Raw genomic sequence first — 18,815 nt, 5'->3', positions numbered from 1 at the left:
GACTCGACCTTCGAGAGGAACGGCAGGCTGCTACTCGATCCTCGCCTCAATCGGCGGCGAGAACCCGGCCGGAAGGCGGTTGTCCACGATCGAGCCGACGATCGAGCCGACCGCAAGGAGGATGATAAGAGCGATCATCCCGGCGAACTGCTGGACGAACGGGATCTCGATGGAGAACCATCCCGGCGAGATCGCGTAGGCGACCACACAGAGAATGCCAAGCACCCCGAACGGTATAAGCGCGCGCTGACCCGGCGACGCCTTCCTTAGCCCCTTGTACTGTGCCGCATACTCTTTCGCCGTGCCGAACTCGTGTTCTGGGCTGCCGTCGCTGGCGGTGACGCCTTCCTTCACTGTCTCCAGGACCTCAGCGACCTGCTTCTCCGTGCACTTGCGCATGCGCAGCTCGCAGGCCAGGTCGTTGTAGTAGCTCATTCAGTTTCTCCTTCCGCGCTTGCCGGGTCGGCCGACAACGCGATGTCCATCAGCTCTCGGAATCGCTCCCACTGGCCGTGCTTATCCGCGAGATGTTCGCGACCCTCGGCCGTGATGGTGAGCACCTTGCGCGGCGGGCCGCTGACCGGCGTGTGCCAGTCGGCTGTAACCCATCCTTCGTCTTGCAGCTTTGCTAGGTGTGGGTACACCGTGGCTCCTGTCGTCTCGAAGCCGAGGTGACGGATGACCTCAATCAGCCCGTAGCCGTGGGCCGGAGCCTTCGATAGCTCTTGCAACAGCAGCAAGGGAAGCGCCGGACGGAACCACTCGGCGGCCGACTTGTCGATTCCCATAGCTAGATCGTAACGCGTACTAGTCGGATCAACAACTAGTCGTGATCTCGACTAGTGCGCGAGTGTGTTGCCGAATTCCTGCGCGCGAAAGCTGGGCTACCGCAAGGTTCGGACGATGGGCACCAGTCCTGACGACATTTCGGCAGCCCAGGCCACCACGGGTCTCGCGTGGCCGGCGGCGAAACCGAGCAATGATTTCAGTAGTCCCTCGACGACGCTCGAGCGCCAACGAAGCTGGAACTCATCCAGATTTGTGTGATCTGGAGCCGTCCTTAAGTGTGATTACCGACCGGTCAACCTATCCAATCCGCATGCAGCCCAGAACGAACCGCCATTGGTGAATTCCCTTCATCTAGCTCTGGCCGCCTAGGGTGTTCACCCATCAGCGTCGATCGGGTTCACCTATCAACCCGCCAGTGACAGAATCCATGCATTTCCGGCCGAATTTTCGGATCTGCGTCGACGACCCGCCGTCTGCAGAACTTGGGTGGGCGCTTCCCGGTACACGCACCCCCGAATTCACGCCTCAATGGCCAGCTTTCGGCATGTGACTCACGACACTCCCCTGGGGCCTCTGGTCCCAGTGCGGGGCGTGGTCGCTAGAGGCCGTTCCCGGTGGCGTTCGCTCGACGTGACGCCCCTCGACGAGAACCTCGCCGCGAAGTGGTGTGCCGCGGCTCGGGTTCCCCGAGTACCTGTCCCCAGGGGTCGGACAGGTCGCGTTCGAGGTGCCAGTACCGCAAGGTCATCACATTCATCGCGGCGAGGGTGAATCCGAGCAGCAGTCGGTGCGCGGTGAGGCCAAAGATCCGGAAGTACCCGCGGCGCAGGTGCAGCACATTGCTTTTCAGCCCCCCGAACGCCGATTCGATACCCACTCTAAGACGATGCGGGGGCGTAGGCGCTGGTGGCGGGAATGCCAACGTCTCACAGCGGCGCGGTAATTGGCGTCTCCGGCGCATGGGTGACGGCGGTGGCCCCGGTCAACAGGTAGCCCGTGATCGCCATGTCGATGGTGGGGTTGCTGCCCTGGATGGCGGCGCCGTGGTCCCCTCCGTCCACGGTGACCAGGTGCGCACCCATGTCGCGCGCGTGTCGGACGCCGCCGTCGTACGGCGTCTGCGGGTCCCGCAATCCCTGCAGCACCAGGGGCGCCGTGGCCAATCCCTTGTTGCCGATTTCCGGTACCGCGGTCACCGGCTGTGCGCCTGCGCACCCCTGCCCCGCGCTGTAGCCGTAGCCGATGGCGTCGAACAGGTCGCCGGTGACGAAGGTCGAGAAGAGCCAGCCCGGGAGCCTCTCTGGGCGTGGCGCGACCGCGTTCTCGTTGCAGACCACGACCGCCTGCATCATCTGGGCCCGGACGATCGCGTCGAGTTGGTCGGCGGTGACCTCTCCGGTCACACCCTCGGGAAGCGCCCCTGTGCCGTCCCGGATTACGCGGGCGACCATCGGCCAATTGTTGCGGGCGGGAAGCACTTGGCGTGTGAGGGCATAGATGCTCGACGCGGACTGGGTGTGGGCCGGATCGCCGAGTCGTCGCAGGAACGCCTCGAACTGCACTCGGGCAGGGCCAGTCAGGTCCACACCGGCCCGGTACGCGGCGGCGACGCCTTCCAGGCCGGGTGGGACGTCTCCGATCCTGGCCGGCGGGGGCGCCAGGGTGGGATTGCCGCCCGCTTCCTCGACGATGCGGTCGGACCAGCGCTGGTACACCTTCAGCGGGGTGTCGCCGAGGCCGTAGGTCGCGTCGTTGGCCGCGATCCAGTCCATGAGGTCGTAGAAGCGCGTCTTGTACCCGTCGTTCTGGTGCCACAGGACGTCGTTCCACATCCAGTCGCGATCGACCGCCGAGTCGAGCACCATGCGTCCCGTGTGCTGCGGGAACAGGGTGGCATATGTCGAGGCGAGGATCGTGCCGTACGACAGGCCGTAGACGTCGATCACATCGACACCGAGCGCAGTCCGCACCTGTTCCCAGTCACGGGCGGTGTTCTCCGTCGTGATGTGCGCGGTGGCGCCGGGCGTCGCGCCGTCGCAGGCCAGCCGCGCCGCCCCACCCGCGAAGCCGACGTTCATCGCGGCGAAAAGCTCCGGGGTGACGGCGCATTCGACCGCCCCAGCATGCGCGAGACCCCGCGGCTGCACACCGATGAAGTCCCACTGCCGGCGGATCTGTTCGGGAAGCGCCTGCGCGAACATGCTGTTGGAGGCGATCGCGTCGCCGCCGGGCCCACCGGGGTTGGTGAACAGCACGCCCCGGCGCGCGAGCGGGTCCTCGGCGCGGTGACGGGTGACGAGGACATCGATCGATCCGGCCGTCGGATTCGCATAGTCGCGCGGCACCGTCACGGTTCCACACTGGTCGGTGTCCGGATCGAGCGCGTACTCGGCGGGGCACGGGCCCCAGGCCAGCTCCCCGCCGGCCGGGACTGCCGCGGCCGACGGTGCTGCGACGGAAGCGAATCCGATCGTCACACCGATCGCGACGGCACCGAAGCGAGCACTCCGACCGGTGCGGGACCGGAACTTCCCAATACTGTTCCCCGAATTCAGCACGTCCAGGACGTTAGTACGCGGGAACGCTTTACTCCGAATCGCATTCGTACGCGACGGTGTATATTCCGACCCTTCCGGGGCGAAGCGCGCCGGGAGGAGTCGCTGCGTATGCTCGGCCGATGTTGATTAGCACCATGAATGACCTGCCCGGCTACACCGTCGACGAGGTGCTGGGCGAAGTGTTCGGGCTCACCGTCCGCTCCCGCCACATCGGCTCGCAGATCGGCGCGTCGCTGAAGTCCATCGTCGGTGGCGAGCTCAAGGGCATGACGAAGATGCTCGCCGAGGGCCGTCAGGACGCGCAGGAGCGGCTGGTCGAGGAGGCCGCCGCCAAGGGCGCCAACGCGGTGCTTGCTTTCCGGTTCGACACGTCCGAGCTCGGCTCGACATGGACCGAGATCTGCGCCTACGGCACGGCGGTCAAGGTCTCGCGCGCGGCCTGACTGCGACCTGGAACGAGGTCCGCCGGCTCGCCGCTTGACCTGCCCGAGACCGACGAGGGCACGGCGTATGCGGCAGGCGGCCCCGGCGCGTGAAGGAGAAGAGCTTCGCCTGGGAGCGCCCACTGCGGCGCGGTGATCTCGAGGAGCGGTGGCGCCCGGCGCGACGAAAAAGGGGCCGCCACCGCCGCTGTCGAGAAAAGGTGGCGGCCGCCTCCGGCGAGCCTCCCGCGGGACGACACCCAACTGGCGATGCCCTTGTTGACGTTTGGGACAGTTGACAGAAATATGAGATCGCCGCTGCCAGGGTCAGCAGCAGTACCCGAAGGACACCACCAGCACTTCCAACGTCGGCATCATGTGCCCGACCGCCTCTCCAACCATGCGACGCCCTGGAAAGCCGCCGGTGCCGCCCGAGTGCATCGTGTACCCATTACTGTCGCGGTTGATGATCGTCCAGGACATCCCTCCGCGGGTCCCGCCGGGCTTGTCCCATCAAGGCGTCATCGCACTCCAGCCGAGGCTGTCTCCGCCGGCAGCGCCAAACGGCCATCCACTGACCCGACACGTCACTCGGGACGGTTCACCCACGTCGCACACAAGCTGGAACGCATCCAGATTCGTGTGATCTGGAGCCCTCGTTAGGTGTGATCACCGACTGGTCAACCTATCCAATCCGCATGCAGCCCAGCACGCTCGGGCATTGGTGAACACCTCTCCACTGCATGGCATGGACCATCCATCCATCGGCCGACGGCCGCCTCCATGCCTGGGGTGTTCACCCATCAACGCCCGTTGCGTTCACCAATTTGACCCGCTGCCAGACTTCCGACGCCGATTCCCCCTCAACTGGACCGGGCCCGCCGCCTCCTCCGACTGCCGCACACCCGGCACCGGCACCGGCACCGGCACCGAGATCCTCGCCATGATGTCCGCGTTCGCCGGATCGGCATACGGATCCGGCTGAATCCAGTGCACCGTGCCACGAGTGCGCGCATCGAGATCGGCTCGCCGGCGCGTGCCGTCCGGTGACTGCGCGGTGAGTCCGACGACGGCGACCCATTCCGTGCCGTCGGCACCGCTCGCCTTGTCGGCACGTCGCGGCTCAGCCGTCACCCGGGCAACGGTGGCCGGATCATCGACCGGGACCAGCCGCCGCTCGTCGTCGAGCATCCGCACCGGGTGGGCATCGGGATCGACACGCACCGCACCGTACCTTCGATCAAGGCTGAGCATCGGATACGTGGAACCGACAAGGAACAGTCGCCCGTCGACGAGGACGCTGCTACCGCCCTCGGCACAGACACGTTCGATGGTCAGCGTGCCGTCCCCGGCACGGTCGCACCGGAACACCTCGTATCGGGAGGTGATCCAGCACCCGTCACGATCGGCGTGGACCTTGCGGGTCCACTGGTCGGTCGGCGGCTCGATCGTCAGCGGCAACAGATACTCGACGACCCGTGGCGGGGTCGCCGCCGTATCGAGGTGCAGCAGAACAGGATTCGACCGGTCCATCACCCACACGTCGGATCCGTCGACGGAGACCGCGCCGGCGACGAACTCCACCTCGGTGGCCGGTACGTCGTCGAGGTCCAGGTCGAGCAGCACTCCCATCTCCTCGAAGCGGTCCGCTGTCGAGGTCGTGTCCCAGTTCGACCAGAAGCGGTGCGGGGTGGACTCGACCTCGGTCAGTCGCTCGGTGCCGTCCACGGCGCGCAACCCGCCGCCGGTGTGTTCGGTGCGCTGTTCGACAAGCTGGACCCTACGAACCCTGCCGCGAACCCGGACGGGATTGTCGGACGCTGTCCAGGAGATGCCGACGAAGAGTCTCCCGGTGAGTTCGACTCGCCCCGTCAGGGGCCGGTCGGACAACCACTCCGTGGACCATCCGTCACCGATCACCTCGAGCGGCCACCGCAGGCCACCCTCAGGGTGGCTGTAGGGGGTGTGCCCGAACACCGGCCGTACGGTTGCCCGCACGGTCTGCCCACATGGTGAGGGTGTTTGGCCGGTGGGATGGAAGGTCAGTACAACTTCGACGACGTCCCCGCGAGCGGGTGGTGAGAGCGAGCCGTCATCGAGGATCCATCCGGGGACGTACACAGCAAGAGTGCGATCAGCCATTTCGGCAGTCATCGTGAAACCCCACACACTCGACGATCCGATGGGCGACGCCATCGGGCGCGGGGCTACCTTGCGATGAAGAATACCGCGACGGTCGAGTTTTGCGGTATCCATCGAGGATCGGCTAGGGCATTCCGACCAATAGGACCAGCGGGCGCCCGTTGCCGTCGCTGAGCTGGTGAATCTTCGTCCTCAGCCTGACTCGTCACCCCGCCCGGGGGCAATCCCTCCCGTCGCCGTTCAGACGGCGCCGGCAAGTCATCGAACCGACGATGGCACACCTGACTAGCTCAACCTGGAGTTAATCCAGATCTGTGTGATCAGGAGCCATCCTTAAGTGTGACTACCGACCGGTAGGCCTATTCAATCCGCATGCAGCCCACCACGCTCCGTCATTGGTGAACACCCTCGTGCTGCTCGTCGCTCCCCATCCATGGGGCGACTCTGGCTTCCATCCATCCAGATGTCTCGCGCTGCAGAGCCAGCGGCACAGGTTCGCCGAGCCGCGATCCCGCCGGCGTTGTGGCGGGACAGACGACGTAACAGCGCGCAGGATCGGCAGATCATCCGCGGGCAGGTCTACGGCGGGAGACCGGGCCAATATGCGTCTGTGCTCGGCACAGGCATCGAGCCCCGACATGCGGGCAACCCCTATCGGAGTTCGGGAATCGCTTCCTGCTTTCCCCGGGCCTGGTCGGTGCTTCCCCAGACCCGCCGCTCGTCACCGCTACGAAACGCGACACCCACCCCTTCCACGCCCCAGTTGATGACGGTGATCTCGCCGGGCAGTCCGGGATCCGAGCCGCTCGTTGAGTAGGTAACACCCACTGCGTCGACCTGGACAACCCGTCCATCCGGCATCCGGATGTGCAGACCCTCGGGATTGCAGTCGTGAAGCCGGTCCTGATCGAGCTCGTCGACCGGGATCTCCTCGCGCACGGCGCATCGGGGCAATGACTCAAAGCCGGGAGTGATGACTTGCCCCGAATAGCCACCGCAGCCACTGAGCAGCAGCGGCGTGGCGACGGCCGCGAAGAGCACATGCCTGCTGGACCCTGCACCACCAAGAAGTACCCGGATACGCCCGACCATCCGTTGAATCTCCCACAAGGCCTGGCGTCCCGCCTCAACCGACGGCAACCTGCCGGCCGGCCGTCCTGCTTTCGACGAGCTTTAGATGCGACCGCTGAGCTGCATGTCAACGGTGATCGGCGGTACACGCCCGAGTAGGGCGAGAGCCTGCCATTGCCGAAGGCTCGACGGGTCTCACCTGCCAGGCTTGGGGCCGGGAGACCTGGCATCCGTCGCTGGAACTCATCGAGAATGGTGTGATTACCGATCGGTAAACCAATCCAATCTGCATGCAGCCCAGAACTAGTCGCCATTGGTGAACGCCCCCTCTCGTCTCTCTCACATGGTGATGGGGCATTCGCTGATTTGACTCGGCGTGGCCCTGTCGGAGTGGATCCATGCCAGGTGCGTCACGGCAGTAGTGGGCGATGGGGTCAATCGGCACTTCGGTCGTGTTCGGCGATCTCGTCGACCGACAACTGGAAGGCCTCGGACGCGCGGGCGAAGTAGTCGAAGAGCAGTTCACGCTGTTGCGGGGTGTAACTCGCGACGATGTCGCCGATCCTGCGCCGGGCCGGGGCCAGCACTGCATCGAGGTCGGCGGGTGAGTCGATCGGTTCGACGATGACCTTGCGGCGGTCGCCCGGATCGGCGGCCCGCCGCACGTAGCCCGCCTGCTCGAGGCGATCGATGAGCCGGGTGGTGGGACCGGTCGTCAGGCCGGTCCGCGCGCCGAGTTCGCCGGGCGTCATGGCGCCGTTCAGTTCGAGGATGTTCAGCGCGTACAGGTCGGTCGCGCCCAGATCGACGGCCTTCGCGCCCGCTTGAGCATGCAGCACAACGGAACTCAGGTACCGACGGAAGACGGCGCTCGGATCAATTGCGTGCCGAGGTGTTGACAAGGGTGACCCTCTCTCATAATCTCTTCCTTAACGAAGAAGCATCGCCAAGGAAGAGAAGTCTTCTAAGCAGAGAATAACATGGAGGGCTCCTGCTATGACCGCTGTCGATACGAAACCGACCACATCGGGCAAGTCGCGTCGCCGCACCATTGTTCGGGTGCTCGGCGCGACCGCTCTCGCGCTCGGGGTGACCGCCGCAGGTGGCTACCTGTGGCTGAACCAGACCTCCGAGGTCCGAAACACCGGCGTCGCCGAGTGCACGACGGTCACCCCCAATGGCGGTTCGGACGCCGACCTGCGGGGGGGTGTGTGCGACCTTGGGCGCGATGACCGAGGCATGGGGTCGCAATGATGCCGACGCCTACGGCGCGGTATTCACGGAGAATGCGAGCTACACCACCTTTATCGGCACCCACTACCAGGGACGCAGCGACCTGACCGCGGCGCATCGCGCCCTGTTCACCGGATTCCTGAAGGACACCAAGCTCGCGGACTCCTATCTCGGTGTCCGCTTCTATGGCGGCAACGTCGCCATCGTCACCAGCCGTGGCGACCGCTACGAGAACGACCGTCCGGCCGAGCTGTCCAAGACCCAGACCTACACGCTGGTTCGCGAACAGGACGGACAGTGGCGGATCGCCAGCTTCCACAACACTCAGCGACAGCGGGTGATGGAACGGATCTCCTACATCTTCGACCCGGAGACCAAGCCGCAGGCGGAGCGATGAAGGCGCTGGTGACCGGTGCGAGCGCGGGCATCGGCCGAGCCTTCGCGAAATCGCTCGCGGCAGCGGGCTACTCGGTGACGGCCGTGGCGCGGGGCGGCGAGAGGCTCGAAGCGCTGATGGCCGAACTCGGTGACGGGCACGAATATCTCGTCGCGGATCTCGCGACCAAGGACGGGCTCCGTGTCACGGCGGAGATGCTTCGCGCCGGCGGATACTCGCTGCTGGTGAACAATGCCGGTGCTGCAGCGCATGGCGACTTCGCTGATATTCCGCTCGAATCCGCGCTCACCACACTGAATCTCAACTGCCGGGCCGTGGTGGTGCTGGCGCATGCTTTCCTCGCCGCCGCCGCTCCCGGCAGTGCGCTGGTGAACGTGTCCTCCACGCTCGGGCACACTCCGAAGCCTGGCATGAGCGTCTACAGCGCCTCGAAGGCCTTCGTCACCACGTTCTCCGAAACGCTGTGGCACGAACAGAAGCCGCGTGGCGTCCAGGTTCTGGCCCTGTGCCCGGGCGTCACCGCCACCTCCTCGCAGGCGGCCGCTGACGTGCCGACCTGGCTGATCCAGTCGCCACAGCAGGTGGTGGGCAGCGCCCGGAAAGCCCTGTCCGACAGCACCGGTCCGGTTGTGCTCACCAGTCGTGCCAACCGCCTGTTCACCGCCGTGCTGCGGCTGCTGCCTCGGCGCATTGCGCTGTCTTTCCTTGCCTCGACCTGAAATTCACTCCGCGCCAACGATTGAAAGGACCTCGCGATGAACACCACTGATACCACCGCGATCCGTGCACTGGTCGAGCTCAGCCAGGACGCCTGGAACCGGGGCGACGGGGCGGCCTATGGCGCCTGCTTCACCGCCGACGCCACCGATGTGACCTACGTCGGCACCGTCTACCACGGCGGCGAAGAGATCGGCAGGGCCCATCAGGCGCTGTTCGACAGCTTCCTGAAGGGCACCCGTCTCGTCGTCGATATCCTGGAAATCCGCTGCTACGGCATCGATACGGCTGTCGTCGTGACCCGCGGCGAATCCTCGAAGGGCGAGCCGAAGAAGCTGGGAAAGCTCGCGACCTACACCGTCATCCGTGACGTCGACGGCCAGTGGCGCATCGCGGCCGTGCAGAAGACCCAGCACAAGCCGCTGATGGAGGCGGTGTCCTTCAAGTTCCAGCCCGCCACCCGACCGGCCACACACTGACGGCCCAATCGCAGCAACCAAGGGAGGGGGCCCGGGGGACTGCAGACAGGATGTGAATCGTCATCGTGGTTGTCATTTCCCGGGGCTCTGAAGTTGCCACTGCAGGACGGTGACAGACGCGTGCAGGCGACGCTCATCTACCTACGGTCGCTGGGCTGACGAAGGAGCGAGGCAGGTGTACGCCGCCCCGGTCCGACCACAGCCACCGCCGCGGGACTGCTCCAATCGACACCTGACCGCGGCACCTGAATGCCATCAACCTGGAATCCATCCAGATTTGTGTGATCAAGAGCCGTCCTTAAGTGTGATTACCGACTGGTCAACCTATCCAATCCGCTTGCCGCCCAGAACGAACCGACATAGGTGAACACCCCTCCATCCGGCCGAGCTTCGTGTGGCGCGCGCGCAGCTGGGTGCGTGCTGCTGCTGATCGCCAGCACTCTCACTCCCTGCTCTATAGGGGTGATGCAGCGGATTCGTCGGGTAGTCGCAGAACACCTGTCCGTATAGTGCGTTGCCATGAACCCGACCATGCTCAGTGAACTTCTCCGCGACTCTGCCGCGAAGGTTCTCACTGAGCGACGATTGGATTCTTCGGTACTTCCGACAGTCGTGACGGTCGAGCGTCCCCGCAACCCCGAGCACGGTGACTACGCCACCAATGTGGCGATGCAGGCCGCCAAGAAGGCCGGCGTCAATCCCCGCGATCTCGCCACCTGGTTGGCCGCGGAGCTGACGGCGTCCGACGGCATCGATTCGGCCGACGTCGCCGGACCCGGCTTCCTCAACATCCGACTCGCGGCCGACGCGCGGGGCGCGATCGTCGCGAAGGTACTCGAGGCCGGTGCGGCGTACGGCACGGGCGACTCGCTCGCCGGAAAGCGGATCAACCTCGAGTTCGTCTCCGCGAACCCCACCGGTCCCATCCACCTCGGTGGAACGCGCTGGGCGGCGGTCGGCGACGCTCTCGGTCGCATCCTGACCGCGCAGGGCGCCAACGTGACGCGCGAGTACTACTTCAACGACCACGGCGCCCAGATCGATCGCTTCACGCGGTCGCTGATCGCCGCGGCCGAGGGGGAGCCGGCGCCGGAGGACGGCTACGCCGGCGACTACATCGGCGACATCGCTGCCGAGGTACAAAAACAGGCCCCGGGCATCCTCGACCTGCCCGAGGTCGAGTCCCACGAGACCTTCCGGTCCATCGGCGTCGAGCTGATGTTCAAGCACATCAAGCGCACGCTGCACGAGTTCGGCGTCGACTTCGACGTCTACTTCCACGAGAACTCGCTGTTCGAGTCGGGTGCGGTGGAGACGGCCGTCGAGACCCTCAAGGGTTCGGGCAACCTGTACCACGAGGACGGGGCCTGGTGGCTCAAGAGCACCGACTTCGGTGACGACAAGGATCGCGTCGTCATCAAGTCCGACGGCAACGCCGCGTACATCGCCGGCGACATCGCGTACTTCCAGGACAAGCGGGCCCGCGGCTTCGACCTGTGCATCTACATGTTCGGCGCCGACCATCACGGCTACATCGGTCGCCTCAAAGCCGCCGCGGCCGCTTTCGGCGACGACCCGGACACCGTGGAGGTCATGATCGGGCAGATGGTCAACCTCGTGCGCGGCGGTGTCGCGGTGAAGATGAGCAAGCGCGCGGGCACGGTCATCACCCTCGACGACTTGGTCGAGTCCATCGGCGTCGACGCCGCCCGCTATGTGCTGGTGCGTTCGTCGGTTGACCAGAGCATCGACATCGATCTCGAACTGTGGACGAGTACCAGCAACGAAAACCCGGTGTACTACGTCCAGTACGCGCACGCGCGCCTGTGCTCGATCGCTCGCAACGCTGCGGAACTGGGGCTGAGCTCGGTCAACCCGAACCTGGCGTTGCTCACGCATGAACGCGAGGGCGACCTGATCCGCACCATCGGCGAGTACCCGCGCGTCGTCGCGAAGGCCGCCGACATGCGTGAGCCGCACCGCATCGCGCGGTACCTCGAGGAGCTCGCGGGTACCTACCACCGCTTCTACGACGCGTGTCGCATCCTGCCGCAGGGCGACGAGGAGGCAGGCGAGCTGCACACCGCGCGTCTGGAGCTGTGCGACGCGTCCCGCCAGGTCCTCGCGAACGGTCTCGAACTGCTCGGCGTCAGCGCTCCGGAGCGGATGTGAACACAACGCCATATGAACGAATCAGCCGGCGCTTCCGCGCCGTCGAGTAGTGCTCCGCAATAGCCGACGGTATGCGGCTCCGGTTATCGACCTAGGCACGCCGCGATATTGGGCTGGCTCCCTCGCCCTTGAGCGCGTCCAGAAACCTAGTGAAACCGTGAACGTGGGTAGCCCGAGGTCGGTGTGTCCTGATTGACGATCGCCGATCCGGACACTCTGCCAGGTCGGGAGATCCAGCGAACCCACAGCGGTTCATCCGTCGGTTAGGGGCGCGACGCTGAACTCCACCGCGATACGTCCGTCCGTCACTGGGACCGAGGTGTGGAACTTGAGCCCACAGTGGGCGGCAAGCTCGATCAGCTCGTCGACCGTCCTCTCCTTGCCTCCGAAACACATCAGCATGAACAGGTCCATGCCTGTGCCGACGCCGTGCCCTCGTACCGGCTCGACTACCACCACTGAGCCGCTCGGGGTTGCGGCCCGCCTGCACTCGGTCAGGATCTTCCGGGCGTGCTCGTCGTCCCAGTCGTGGAGGATGTCGGAGAGCAGGTAGGCGTCGGCTCCCGCGGGCAGCGGGTCGAAGAAGCTGCTGGGAATGGCGCTTGCCCGATCCTCGAGTCCGACGGCAGCGAACCGTTCGGCGGCCGCGGTCGCCGTGGGCGCCAGGTCCAGTACCCGGCCCTTGACGCCGGGATGGGCATGCAGAATTTCGCTGAGCAGCTGCCCGTCTCCGCCGCCGACGTCGACGATGTCGGGAAAGCGGCTCCAGTTCAAGCTTTTCGCGATCTCCGGCGCCTGTTCGCGGAACCGCCAGTTCATCTGGGCGTCGAAGGTGCGCCGCAGTTTCGGCTCGGCGTCGAGATCCGCCCAGAAGTCGTGCCCGTACCGGTGCGGATAGGCGGGTGCGCCTGTGGTGACCGTTTCGAGGAGATCGACGAAGGCGAGTTCGGCGCGACCGCCTGCGCAGGTGATGTCGAGCAGCGGTTTGACCCCTTCCGGGGCGTCCTCGCTCATCTGGGCACCGAGACTCGTGGGTCGGTAGCGGGCGGGCTCGGCATCGAGACAGAAGACGCCGATCGTGACCAGGTGGTCGAGCAGGCGTCGCAGTGCCTGTGTCTGCGTTCCGGTTGCAGTGGCGAGTTGCTCTGCCGTCGCCCCCTCGGTGCCTGCGTGTTCGACCAGGCTCAGGGTCGCCGCTGCTCGGATCGCCATGGGTGTGGCCAGATCAGCCAGCGCCATGATCGACCGTGTTGCCGTTGGATTGTCCACGGCACGAACCTACTCATGCCGGCGTACCTCCCGGTGACAAGTCCTGTTCGACGAGCGTCAAGGTGGACGGCCATCTCGACTTCTAGTAGCGAATCCAACCTCGGCCAGGGGCCGACGCAGGTGTCCCGGAAACCCGTCTGGCATCTCGATCCGGAGAGCTGGCCTATGCCGGACTCGAGCGCACCCGGACCGACAAGGCTTGGAGCTCTGCCAGATTTGTGTGATCCGGAGCCTTCCATAAGTGCGACTACCGACCGGTAGGCCTATTCAATTCGCATGCAGCCCACCACGCTCCGTAGTTGGTGAACACCCCGGGGGCAAGGGTGTTCACCCATCAGCGTCGCTCGCGGGTTCGCCTATGAACCCGCGAGCGACAGAATCCAGGTATCTCCGGCCGGATTTTCGGATCTGCGTCGACGACCGCCGTGTGCCGAACTTGGGTGGGCGCTTCCCGGTGCAGCGGTCCCCAGGTACACCGCGGACGATAGTGGCGGCCGCCGCCACCCGCTCGCCAACACACATCGTTTCCGACATCCACGGTCCGGGCTCGTCAGCCAACCCGACCGGCGCGCCGTGACCGGTACCGATCGTGCAGAGACACGCCCGACGCCGCCGGACGGTCGAAGACGGAAGGGGACGTGTCATCCGCACAGTTCACAGCCAAAAAAGGTGTTGCTGTCGGCGCGCTCGGCACCAACCGGCAGCAAACCGGTCGACTCACCTCACGCTGACACGCGAGGAAATCCTCGATACTCGGGACATGCCAACTTCACACAAATCCGCTTCGGCCGCGGTAACCGGACTCATCAGCGCGGCAATGTTCGTTGCCGCGCCAGGGGTAGCCGGGGCCACCGAGGCAACCGGCCCTTGCCAGCTCGGGACCAGCAACACAGAACCACGATCGTGCGCCCAGTCGGAGATCGGATACAACCGGGTGTTGACGCTGGGAAACGGCATCTGCGCTGGCTTGATGTCCGTCTCCGGGACTGCGTTCGACGGACCCCTGTGGGACTACTCCGAGGGCCGAGGGGCTGTACATTCCGTCGAACTGCGAATCTCGCAGGGCTTCTCACCGCTGGGCAGCTGGGGATCGACCACCCTGGCCTGCGACGTCACTGCGATCATCGATTGGCAGAACCTCGACACCGGTCACAGCGGCACAGCGAGTCGGCCCATACCCGCCAGCAACACCAGCACCCAACCACCGACGCTCATGCATGTGGGTACGGGCCCGGGACGGGTTCGGCTCACCATGCGAACCGACCACCCGAGCATTCCGGTTTCCGCGGACGTGGTCGTCCCCTGACGCAGGTCACCGCACAGCACGACGGCTCGGCGACTTCTCGTACCCACAGGGTGTGAGGTCTCCTGGCGACCCGCCCGCCGAAACCGGAGGCGGCTGGCGGATCAGCCCCTAGCGACTGACCCTGCTCGGGTGGCGGGCGTCCGGAACTCCTTCGCCTCCGGGCGCACTCGTCGAGTGCGCCCCCACCGCTCCACTCCACGCGCTCTCTCTACATTCATTCAGTTAGTCAGACGCTCATGGGCGTGGCGCGTCTCTCTCGTCTCTCTAGTACGCCTGGATAGGCCCGAGCTCACCGCGCAACGTGACGCTGCCATCGGCGGCTCGCACGACGAACACGAGTGCGGCCTGCGCGGACGAATCAGCTGTCGGCGCCCCCGCCCGCTCCCCAGAGATGTGCTGCGTAGCGCGGGCATGTCTCTTCGTCGTCGAGGTTGTCAATTACTGCCGCGAGTTCCGAGTGGCCGTTGAGCGCGGCGAGGGTCATGAGCAAGTAGCGGAGGTCGCGCTCGCCCCGATAGGGAAGCGTGGCAGTCTCGGCGGTGATCCTTCGCGCCTCGACGAGAGCCTCGGCATGAGGATCAGGCCTCGTGTCCCGAGGCGAAACGGCGGCGATCGTCTCTTGCCACATGCTGGGCGTGGAGTCGCTCACGATGAGCCCGAGCACGGTGACGTATTCGAGTCGCTGCTCGGCGCTCACGCGCCGAGCGATGCTGACCAGGTATGGAAAAGCAGCGACAGCGGCCGGCCAGGTGGTGCCTTCCGAAACGAGTGCGGGCCACTGCTCGGCGAAGCGCTCGCCGTCTACAGGATCCGCATCCAGTGCGCGCAACCAGTCGGGCACCCACGCAGCATCGCCGTCTCTGGTCGACAAATCCTTCCAACGCGGATCGTCCAGGGGAAACACCCCTGTCGTGGAGGCCTCCGGACGCCAGAGGGATTCACTACTCGGCTGCATCACGAGTCCATCGTCGACGAAGACAGTGATGATGTCGAAATCGGCGGGAACCGGGTTGGTTCGGTGAACCTGTGCATTTCATGTCCCGAGTACTCGACGAACCGCGGCACGACGGCCGCGGACTCGGGATCGCTTGAGAGCACTGTGGCCGGGCGGCCGGTCCTCCGTCAAGAATCGTCGGCGGACGACAAGAAGCAGCGGCGACGCAATCGGTCCTGATTTGCTGTGATCTGGGGAATTCGTTGCGTGTGATCACCGCCCGGTCAACGTAGCCGAAACGCTTGCCGCCCAGTCTAAGTCGCGCGCCGACGGCCATCCACTGACCTGACAGGTCACTCGGACGGTTCGCCCACCGTCGCACACAAGCTGGAACGCATCCAGATTCGTGTGATCTGGAGCCCTCGTTAAGTGTGATCACCGACTGGTCAACCTATCCAATCCGCATGCAGCCCAGCATGCTCCGACATTGGTGAACACCCCTCCACCCATCCACTCCACCTCTCCACACCGCCACCGCCACCGCCAATTCAGTTGTGTCACACACAAACACGACATGATCACGCGGTGGCCGCCCCCGGTCCGGCCTACTGTCCAACACCTTCGTCGATCACGGATTCCGGCTGGAGTACCAGCATGGCGGCGAGCAGCTGATCCCAGGTCGTGGCCGGAAGTTCGTGGCCGATGCCGTTCAGGGGGAGCAGGTCGGCGCCGGGAATCTCTCGAGCCATGGCCTGTCCGTTGCCGTACGGAAAGAACGGGTCATCGGTCCCGTGGACGACGAGGGTCGGCACGGTGATGTCACCCAGACGCTCCCGCCAGCGGTCGCCCGCCTCGACAAATGACAGATTGCGCATGCTGGAGGCCATATTGGTGGTGCGGTCGACCATTCGGGTCGCCTGCTGCCGCGCCTCCTGTTCGTCGAATCCGTGTGCGCCCGCGCGTACCCGGGCCTGTTCGACGCCGTAGTCGATCACCGCCGCCCGGTCGGACCAGTCCGGGTCGGGTGCCTTGGTAAAGAACTCCATGACCCGGTCCGAGTGTCCGGGCAGATCCGAGTCCGCCGGGCCTGGGGACGTCGGACGGGTGTTGATCAGGGTCAGTGCCGACATACGGTCGGGGTGGTCGAGGGCGGCAAGCTGACAGATCCATCCGGCCACGGAGAAGCCCACCAGGTGAGCTCGCGGAAGTTCGAAGACATCCATCAGTCCAATGATGTCCAAGACCAAGTCACGGAGGCTGTAGCCGGGAGAGCCGGTCGCATAAGCAGTCGACCGGCCTGTGTCGCGGATGTCGTAGCGCAGGACGAACCGGCCAGCGCCGGCAAGCCGGTCGCAGAACCGGTCTTCCCAGAACAGTCTCGATGTGCACGGCAGCAGCACCGGCGGCTGCCGCCGGTCCCCGAATGTGGTCACACACAGGTCGACGTCACCGACGGTGACCAGGTGCTCGGGCGATCGTTGAATATGAAGCGGCATGGCGACTCCTCTACGGTTGCATCTCGCAAGAAGAGACCACTTCCGCGGCTGTAACTCATCGGTCCCGGGTGTCCTTTCATGACCAGCGATGCCGCCTCACGCCATGATCACGAAGTCCGGCTGGAGTACTAGTCGAGGACGGTGTGCTCCGCTGGGACTTTCACTGACAGCGCGGAGATGCATCTCCAATCACTGGAATTGGTACGACGCAGCAGTCGGCGGCGAACCCGAGCAGTGATTTCAGTAGCCCCTCGACGCTCGAGCACCGACCAAGCCGGAACTCATCCAGATTTGTGTGATCTGGAGCGTCCGTGAGTGTGATTACCGACTGGTGAACCTATCCGATCCGACTGCACCCCATAACGAACCGCCATTGGTGAACACCCCCGCCATCACTCAACTCCGCCCTCCCGCCCGTGCCCGTCTCACTCCATCCGCCCGGCCCGCCCACCATCTCTCCTCTCTCACGTCTCCAAGCACCGTCCCGCACCATCCCGCGTACGGCTGCCGATCGCTGGACGCCAGCAGGTTAGGCAGTTGGCATCGAGAGGTAGTCCAGTCCGCCGACGTAGACCGTGTGACCCGTAGCGTTGTCGCTGCGAGTGGCATCGGCGACCGCGCGGGCGAACTCCTCGACCGTCGGCAGTGGCCCTTGGTCTCGACGCGCCTCGACGGCGTCGCTGTTCCGGCGTTCGAGTAGTCGCACGATGATCGTGCCGTCGATCATGTCGCCCGACACAACGGTGAGCTCGATTCCGCGATCGGAGAGCAGCGGGATCATGTTCCGCAATGCGTCTTCTCCTGCGCGCTTGCTCTCCGCGATGGGTTCATACTCCGCCGGCACAGGCTTGCGGCCGTGGAAATGCGCCTGATGGCTGGTGACGAACACGATCCGAGACCCAGATGGCATGAGCGGCAACGCCAGCTGGACGAGCCTGAGCTGCGCGTCACGGTTGATCTTCATCGGATAGTCCGGGCCCGCACCGAGTTCGAGCCCACCGGACGCGTTCAGGACCAGCACATCCAGGCGCCCGAACTCCTTGGTCACCTCGGCGATCAAGCGATTTGCAGCCACTTCGTCGGACAGATCGCCGCCGGCGACCGATGCGGTCCCTCCTGCTTGAGCGATGCCGTCTGCGATCGCCTGCGCACGCTTCAACTTCTCTCGATAGTTGATGATCACATGATCGCCATCCGCCCCGAGCACCTGCGCGGTCTCTGCGCCAATCCCGCGCGATGCCCCCGTGACCAGTACGACCCGTCGACCATCAAGATCCACGACCTCGCTCACGACGCCCCCTCCCCAATCCCCAAACGCTTCTAATTTCGAACCACTATGATGGTTCGAAATGAGAAGTGCAAGAGAACCGGAACGGTCCCGACAGCTGAGCGAGCCCTCCGCACAACCAACAATTGCAGCGATGGAGCTCCTTGGGCAGCGATGGATCTTGCGTGCAGTCTGGGAGCTCGAGCCCGGCCCGTTGGGCTTTCTCGAACTACGACGACGGATGGGAAGGTGCTCGTCGAGCGTGCTTTCGGAGCGGCTGCAGCAACTGCAGAACGCCGGGATGGTCGAGAAGCGGGCCGACAAGACCTATGAGTTGACCGTCGCGGGCATGGAGCTCGGCGCGGCCTTGCAGCAAGTCTGGGATTGGTCTGAGCGTTGGTCGGAAAATCTCCATACCCGCTCTGCTCCGGACGATTAGCGCCGGATCGGATACAGCTCACTCAGGCCGATTGCCGTTCTGAGAGTAATGGCGACTCACGATGGTCTCGGCACATGGTCCGCCACAGGAGTCTGGCGATCTGGCACTTGAAGGGGTATTGCGC

The 18,815-nt window shown here is 65.1% G+C and carries 18 protein-coding genes; 7 read left to right on the top strand and 11 right to left on the bottom strand.

Annotated elements, in window-relative coordinates; genetic code table 11:
* Window positions 1–30 precede the first annotated feature (30 nt).
* From AC1DWC_RS05600 to AC1DWC_RS05585, 4 genes are all read right to left on the bottom strand, one after another.
* Window positions 31–435, bottom strand: coding sequence for a hypothetical protein (locus AC1DWC_RS05600; protein ID WP_477906537.1), 405 nt, complete (start codon window positions 433–435; stop codon window positions 31–33).
* Window positions 432–788, bottom strand: a complete 357-nt coding sequence (locus AC1DWC_RS05595; RefSeq protein ID WP_477844074.1) for a PadR family transcriptional regulator — start codon at window positions 786–788, stop codon at window positions 432–434. Before AC1DWC_RS05595 ends, AC1DWC_RS05600 begins: the two co-directional genes overlap by 4 nt.
* Window positions 789–1,387: 599 nt before the next feature.
* The gene (locus tag AC1DWC_RS05590) at window positions 1,388–1,666 is read right to left on the bottom strand and encodes a hypothetical protein (RefSeq protein ID WP_477839128.1); all 279 of its coding nucleotides are present in this window, start codon (window positions 1,664–1,666) and stop codon (window positions 1,388–1,390) included.
* A 49-nt stretch (window positions 1,667–1,715) separates the two neighbouring features.
* Complete coding sequence (locus AC1DWC_RS05585; protein WP_477906536.1) at window positions 1,716–3,347, bottom strand: alpha/beta hydrolase; 1,632 nt, start codon at window positions 3,345–3,347, stop codon at window positions 1,716–1,718.
* A gap of 119 nt (window positions 3,348–3,466) precedes the next feature.
* Here AC1DWC_RS05585 and AC1DWC_RS05580 point away from each other — a divergent pair, with 119 nt between their 5' ends.
* Window positions 3,467–3,790 (top strand): YbjQ family protein, encoded by a 324-nt coding sequence (locus tag AC1DWC_RS05580; protein ID WP_477839132.1) that lies wholly within the window; start codon window positions 3,467–3,469, stop codon window positions 3,788–3,790.
* 798 nt (window positions 3,791–4,588) lie between these two features.
* On the opposite strand, the gene AC1DWC_RS05575 is transcribed toward AC1DWC_RS05580, so the two are convergent.
* The 3 genes from AC1DWC_RS05575 to AC1DWC_RS05565 form a co-directional block, all read right to left on the bottom strand.
* Window positions 4,589–5,767, bottom strand: a complete 1,179-nt coding sequence (locus AC1DWC_RS05575) for a hypothetical protein (RefSeq protein WP_477906535.1) — start codon at window positions 5,765–5,767, stop codon at window positions 4,589–4,591.
* A gap of 795 nt (window positions 5,768–6,562) precedes the next feature.
* Window positions 6,563–7,003, bottom strand: coding sequence for a hypothetical protein (locus tag AC1DWC_RS05570; RefSeq protein ID WP_477906534.1), 441 nt, complete (start codon window positions 7,001–7,003; stop codon window positions 6,563–6,565).
* A gap of 413 nt (window positions 7,004–7,416) precedes the next feature.
* Window positions 7,417–7,821, bottom strand: a complete 405-nt coding sequence (locus AC1DWC_RS05565) for a MarR family winged helix-turn-helix transcriptional regulator (protein WP_269589733.1) — start codon at window positions 7,819–7,821, stop codon at window positions 7,417–7,419.
* Window positions 7,822–7,978: 157 nt separating this feature from the next.
* On the opposite strand from AC1DWC_RS05565, the gene AC1DWC_RS05560 reads away from it, so the two are divergent.
* The 5 genes from AC1DWC_RS05560 (at window position 7,979) to argS (ending at window position 11,980) form a co-directional block, all read left to right on the top strand.
* Window positions 7,979–8,236: a hypothetical protein gene (locus AC1DWC_RS05560; RefSeq protein ID WP_477906533.1), complete on the top strand. Its 258-nt coding sequence runs from the start codon at window positions 7,979–7,981 to the stop codon at window positions 8,234–8,236.
* On the top strand, window positions 8,211–8,612 hold the full coding sequence (locus tag AC1DWC_RS05555) for an SgcJ/EcaC family oxidoreductase (protein WP_477906532.1): 402 nt from the start codon (window positions 8,211–8,213) through the stop codon (window positions 8,610–8,612). Before AC1DWC_RS05560 ends, AC1DWC_RS05555 begins: the two co-directional genes overlap by 26 nt.
* Window positions 8,609–9,331, top strand: coding sequence for an SDR family NAD(P)-dependent oxidoreductase (locus tag AC1DWC_RS05550; protein ID WP_477906531.1), 723 nt, complete (start codon window positions 8,609–8,611; stop codon window positions 9,329–9,331). The genes AC1DWC_RS05555 and AC1DWC_RS05550 overlap by 4 nt, the downstream gene beginning before the upstream one ends.
* Before the next feature lie 36 nt (window positions 9,332–9,367).
* Entirely contained in the window at window positions 9,368–9,808 is a 441-nt protein-coding gene (locus AC1DWC_RS05545; protein WP_477906530.1) for an SgcJ/EcaC family oxidoreductase, read from the top strand.
* Window positions 9,809–10,327: 519 nt separating this feature from the next.
* Window positions 10,328–11,980, top strand: coding sequence for an arginine--tRNA ligase (gene argS, locus AC1DWC_RS05540; RefSeq protein WP_477906529.1), 1,653 nt, complete (start codon window positions 10,328–10,330; stop codon window positions 11,978–11,980).
* A gap of 252 nt (window positions 11,981–12,232) precedes the next feature.
* Here argS and AC1DWC_RS05535 read toward each other — a convergent pair whose 3' ends face one another.
* From AC1DWC_RS05535 to AC1DWC_RS05520, 4 genes are all read right to left on the bottom strand, one after another.
* A complete protein-coding gene (locus tag AC1DWC_RS05535) occupies window positions 12,233–13,249 on the bottom strand; it encodes a methyltransferase (RefSeq protein WP_477906528.1) in 1,017 nt (338 codons plus the stop codon).
* 1,664 nt (window positions 13,250–14,913) lie between these two features.
* Window positions 14,914–15,513 (bottom strand): hypothetical protein, encoded by a 600-nt coding sequence (locus tag AC1DWC_RS05530; protein WP_477906527.1) that lies wholly within the window; start codon window positions 15,511–15,513, stop codon window positions 14,914–14,916.
* A gap of 581 nt (window positions 15,514–16,094) precedes the next feature.
* Window positions 16,095–16,922, bottom strand: a complete 828-nt coding sequence (locus AC1DWC_RS05525; RefSeq protein ID WP_477906526.1) for an alpha/beta fold hydrolase — start codon at window positions 16,920–16,922, stop codon at window positions 16,095–16,097.
* A 592-nt stretch (window positions 16,923–17,514) separates the two neighbouring features.
* Window positions 17,515–18,276 carry an SDR family oxidoreductase gene (locus tag AC1DWC_RS05520; protein WP_477906525.1) on the bottom strand — a complete coding sequence of 254 codons (762 nt, stop codon included), beginning with the start codon at window positions 18,274–18,276 and terminating at the stop codon, window positions 17,515–17,517.
* 58 nt (window positions 18,277–18,334) lie between these two features.
* Between AC1DWC_RS05520 and AC1DWC_RS05515 the strand changes: the two genes are divergently transcribed.
* On the top strand, window positions 18,335–18,691 hold the full coding sequence (locus AC1DWC_RS05515; protein ID WP_477906524.1) for a winged helix-turn-helix transcriptional regulator: 357 nt from the start codon (window positions 18,335–18,337) through the stop codon (window positions 18,689–18,691).
* The last annotated feature ends 124 nt before the right edge of the window (window positions 18,692–18,815 follow it).

This window comes from Rhodococcus sp. P4_C10, assembly GCF_056402135.1.
Note: the sequence above shows the minus strand (reverse complement) of the source record. Positions and strands in the feature narration are given on the sequence as shown.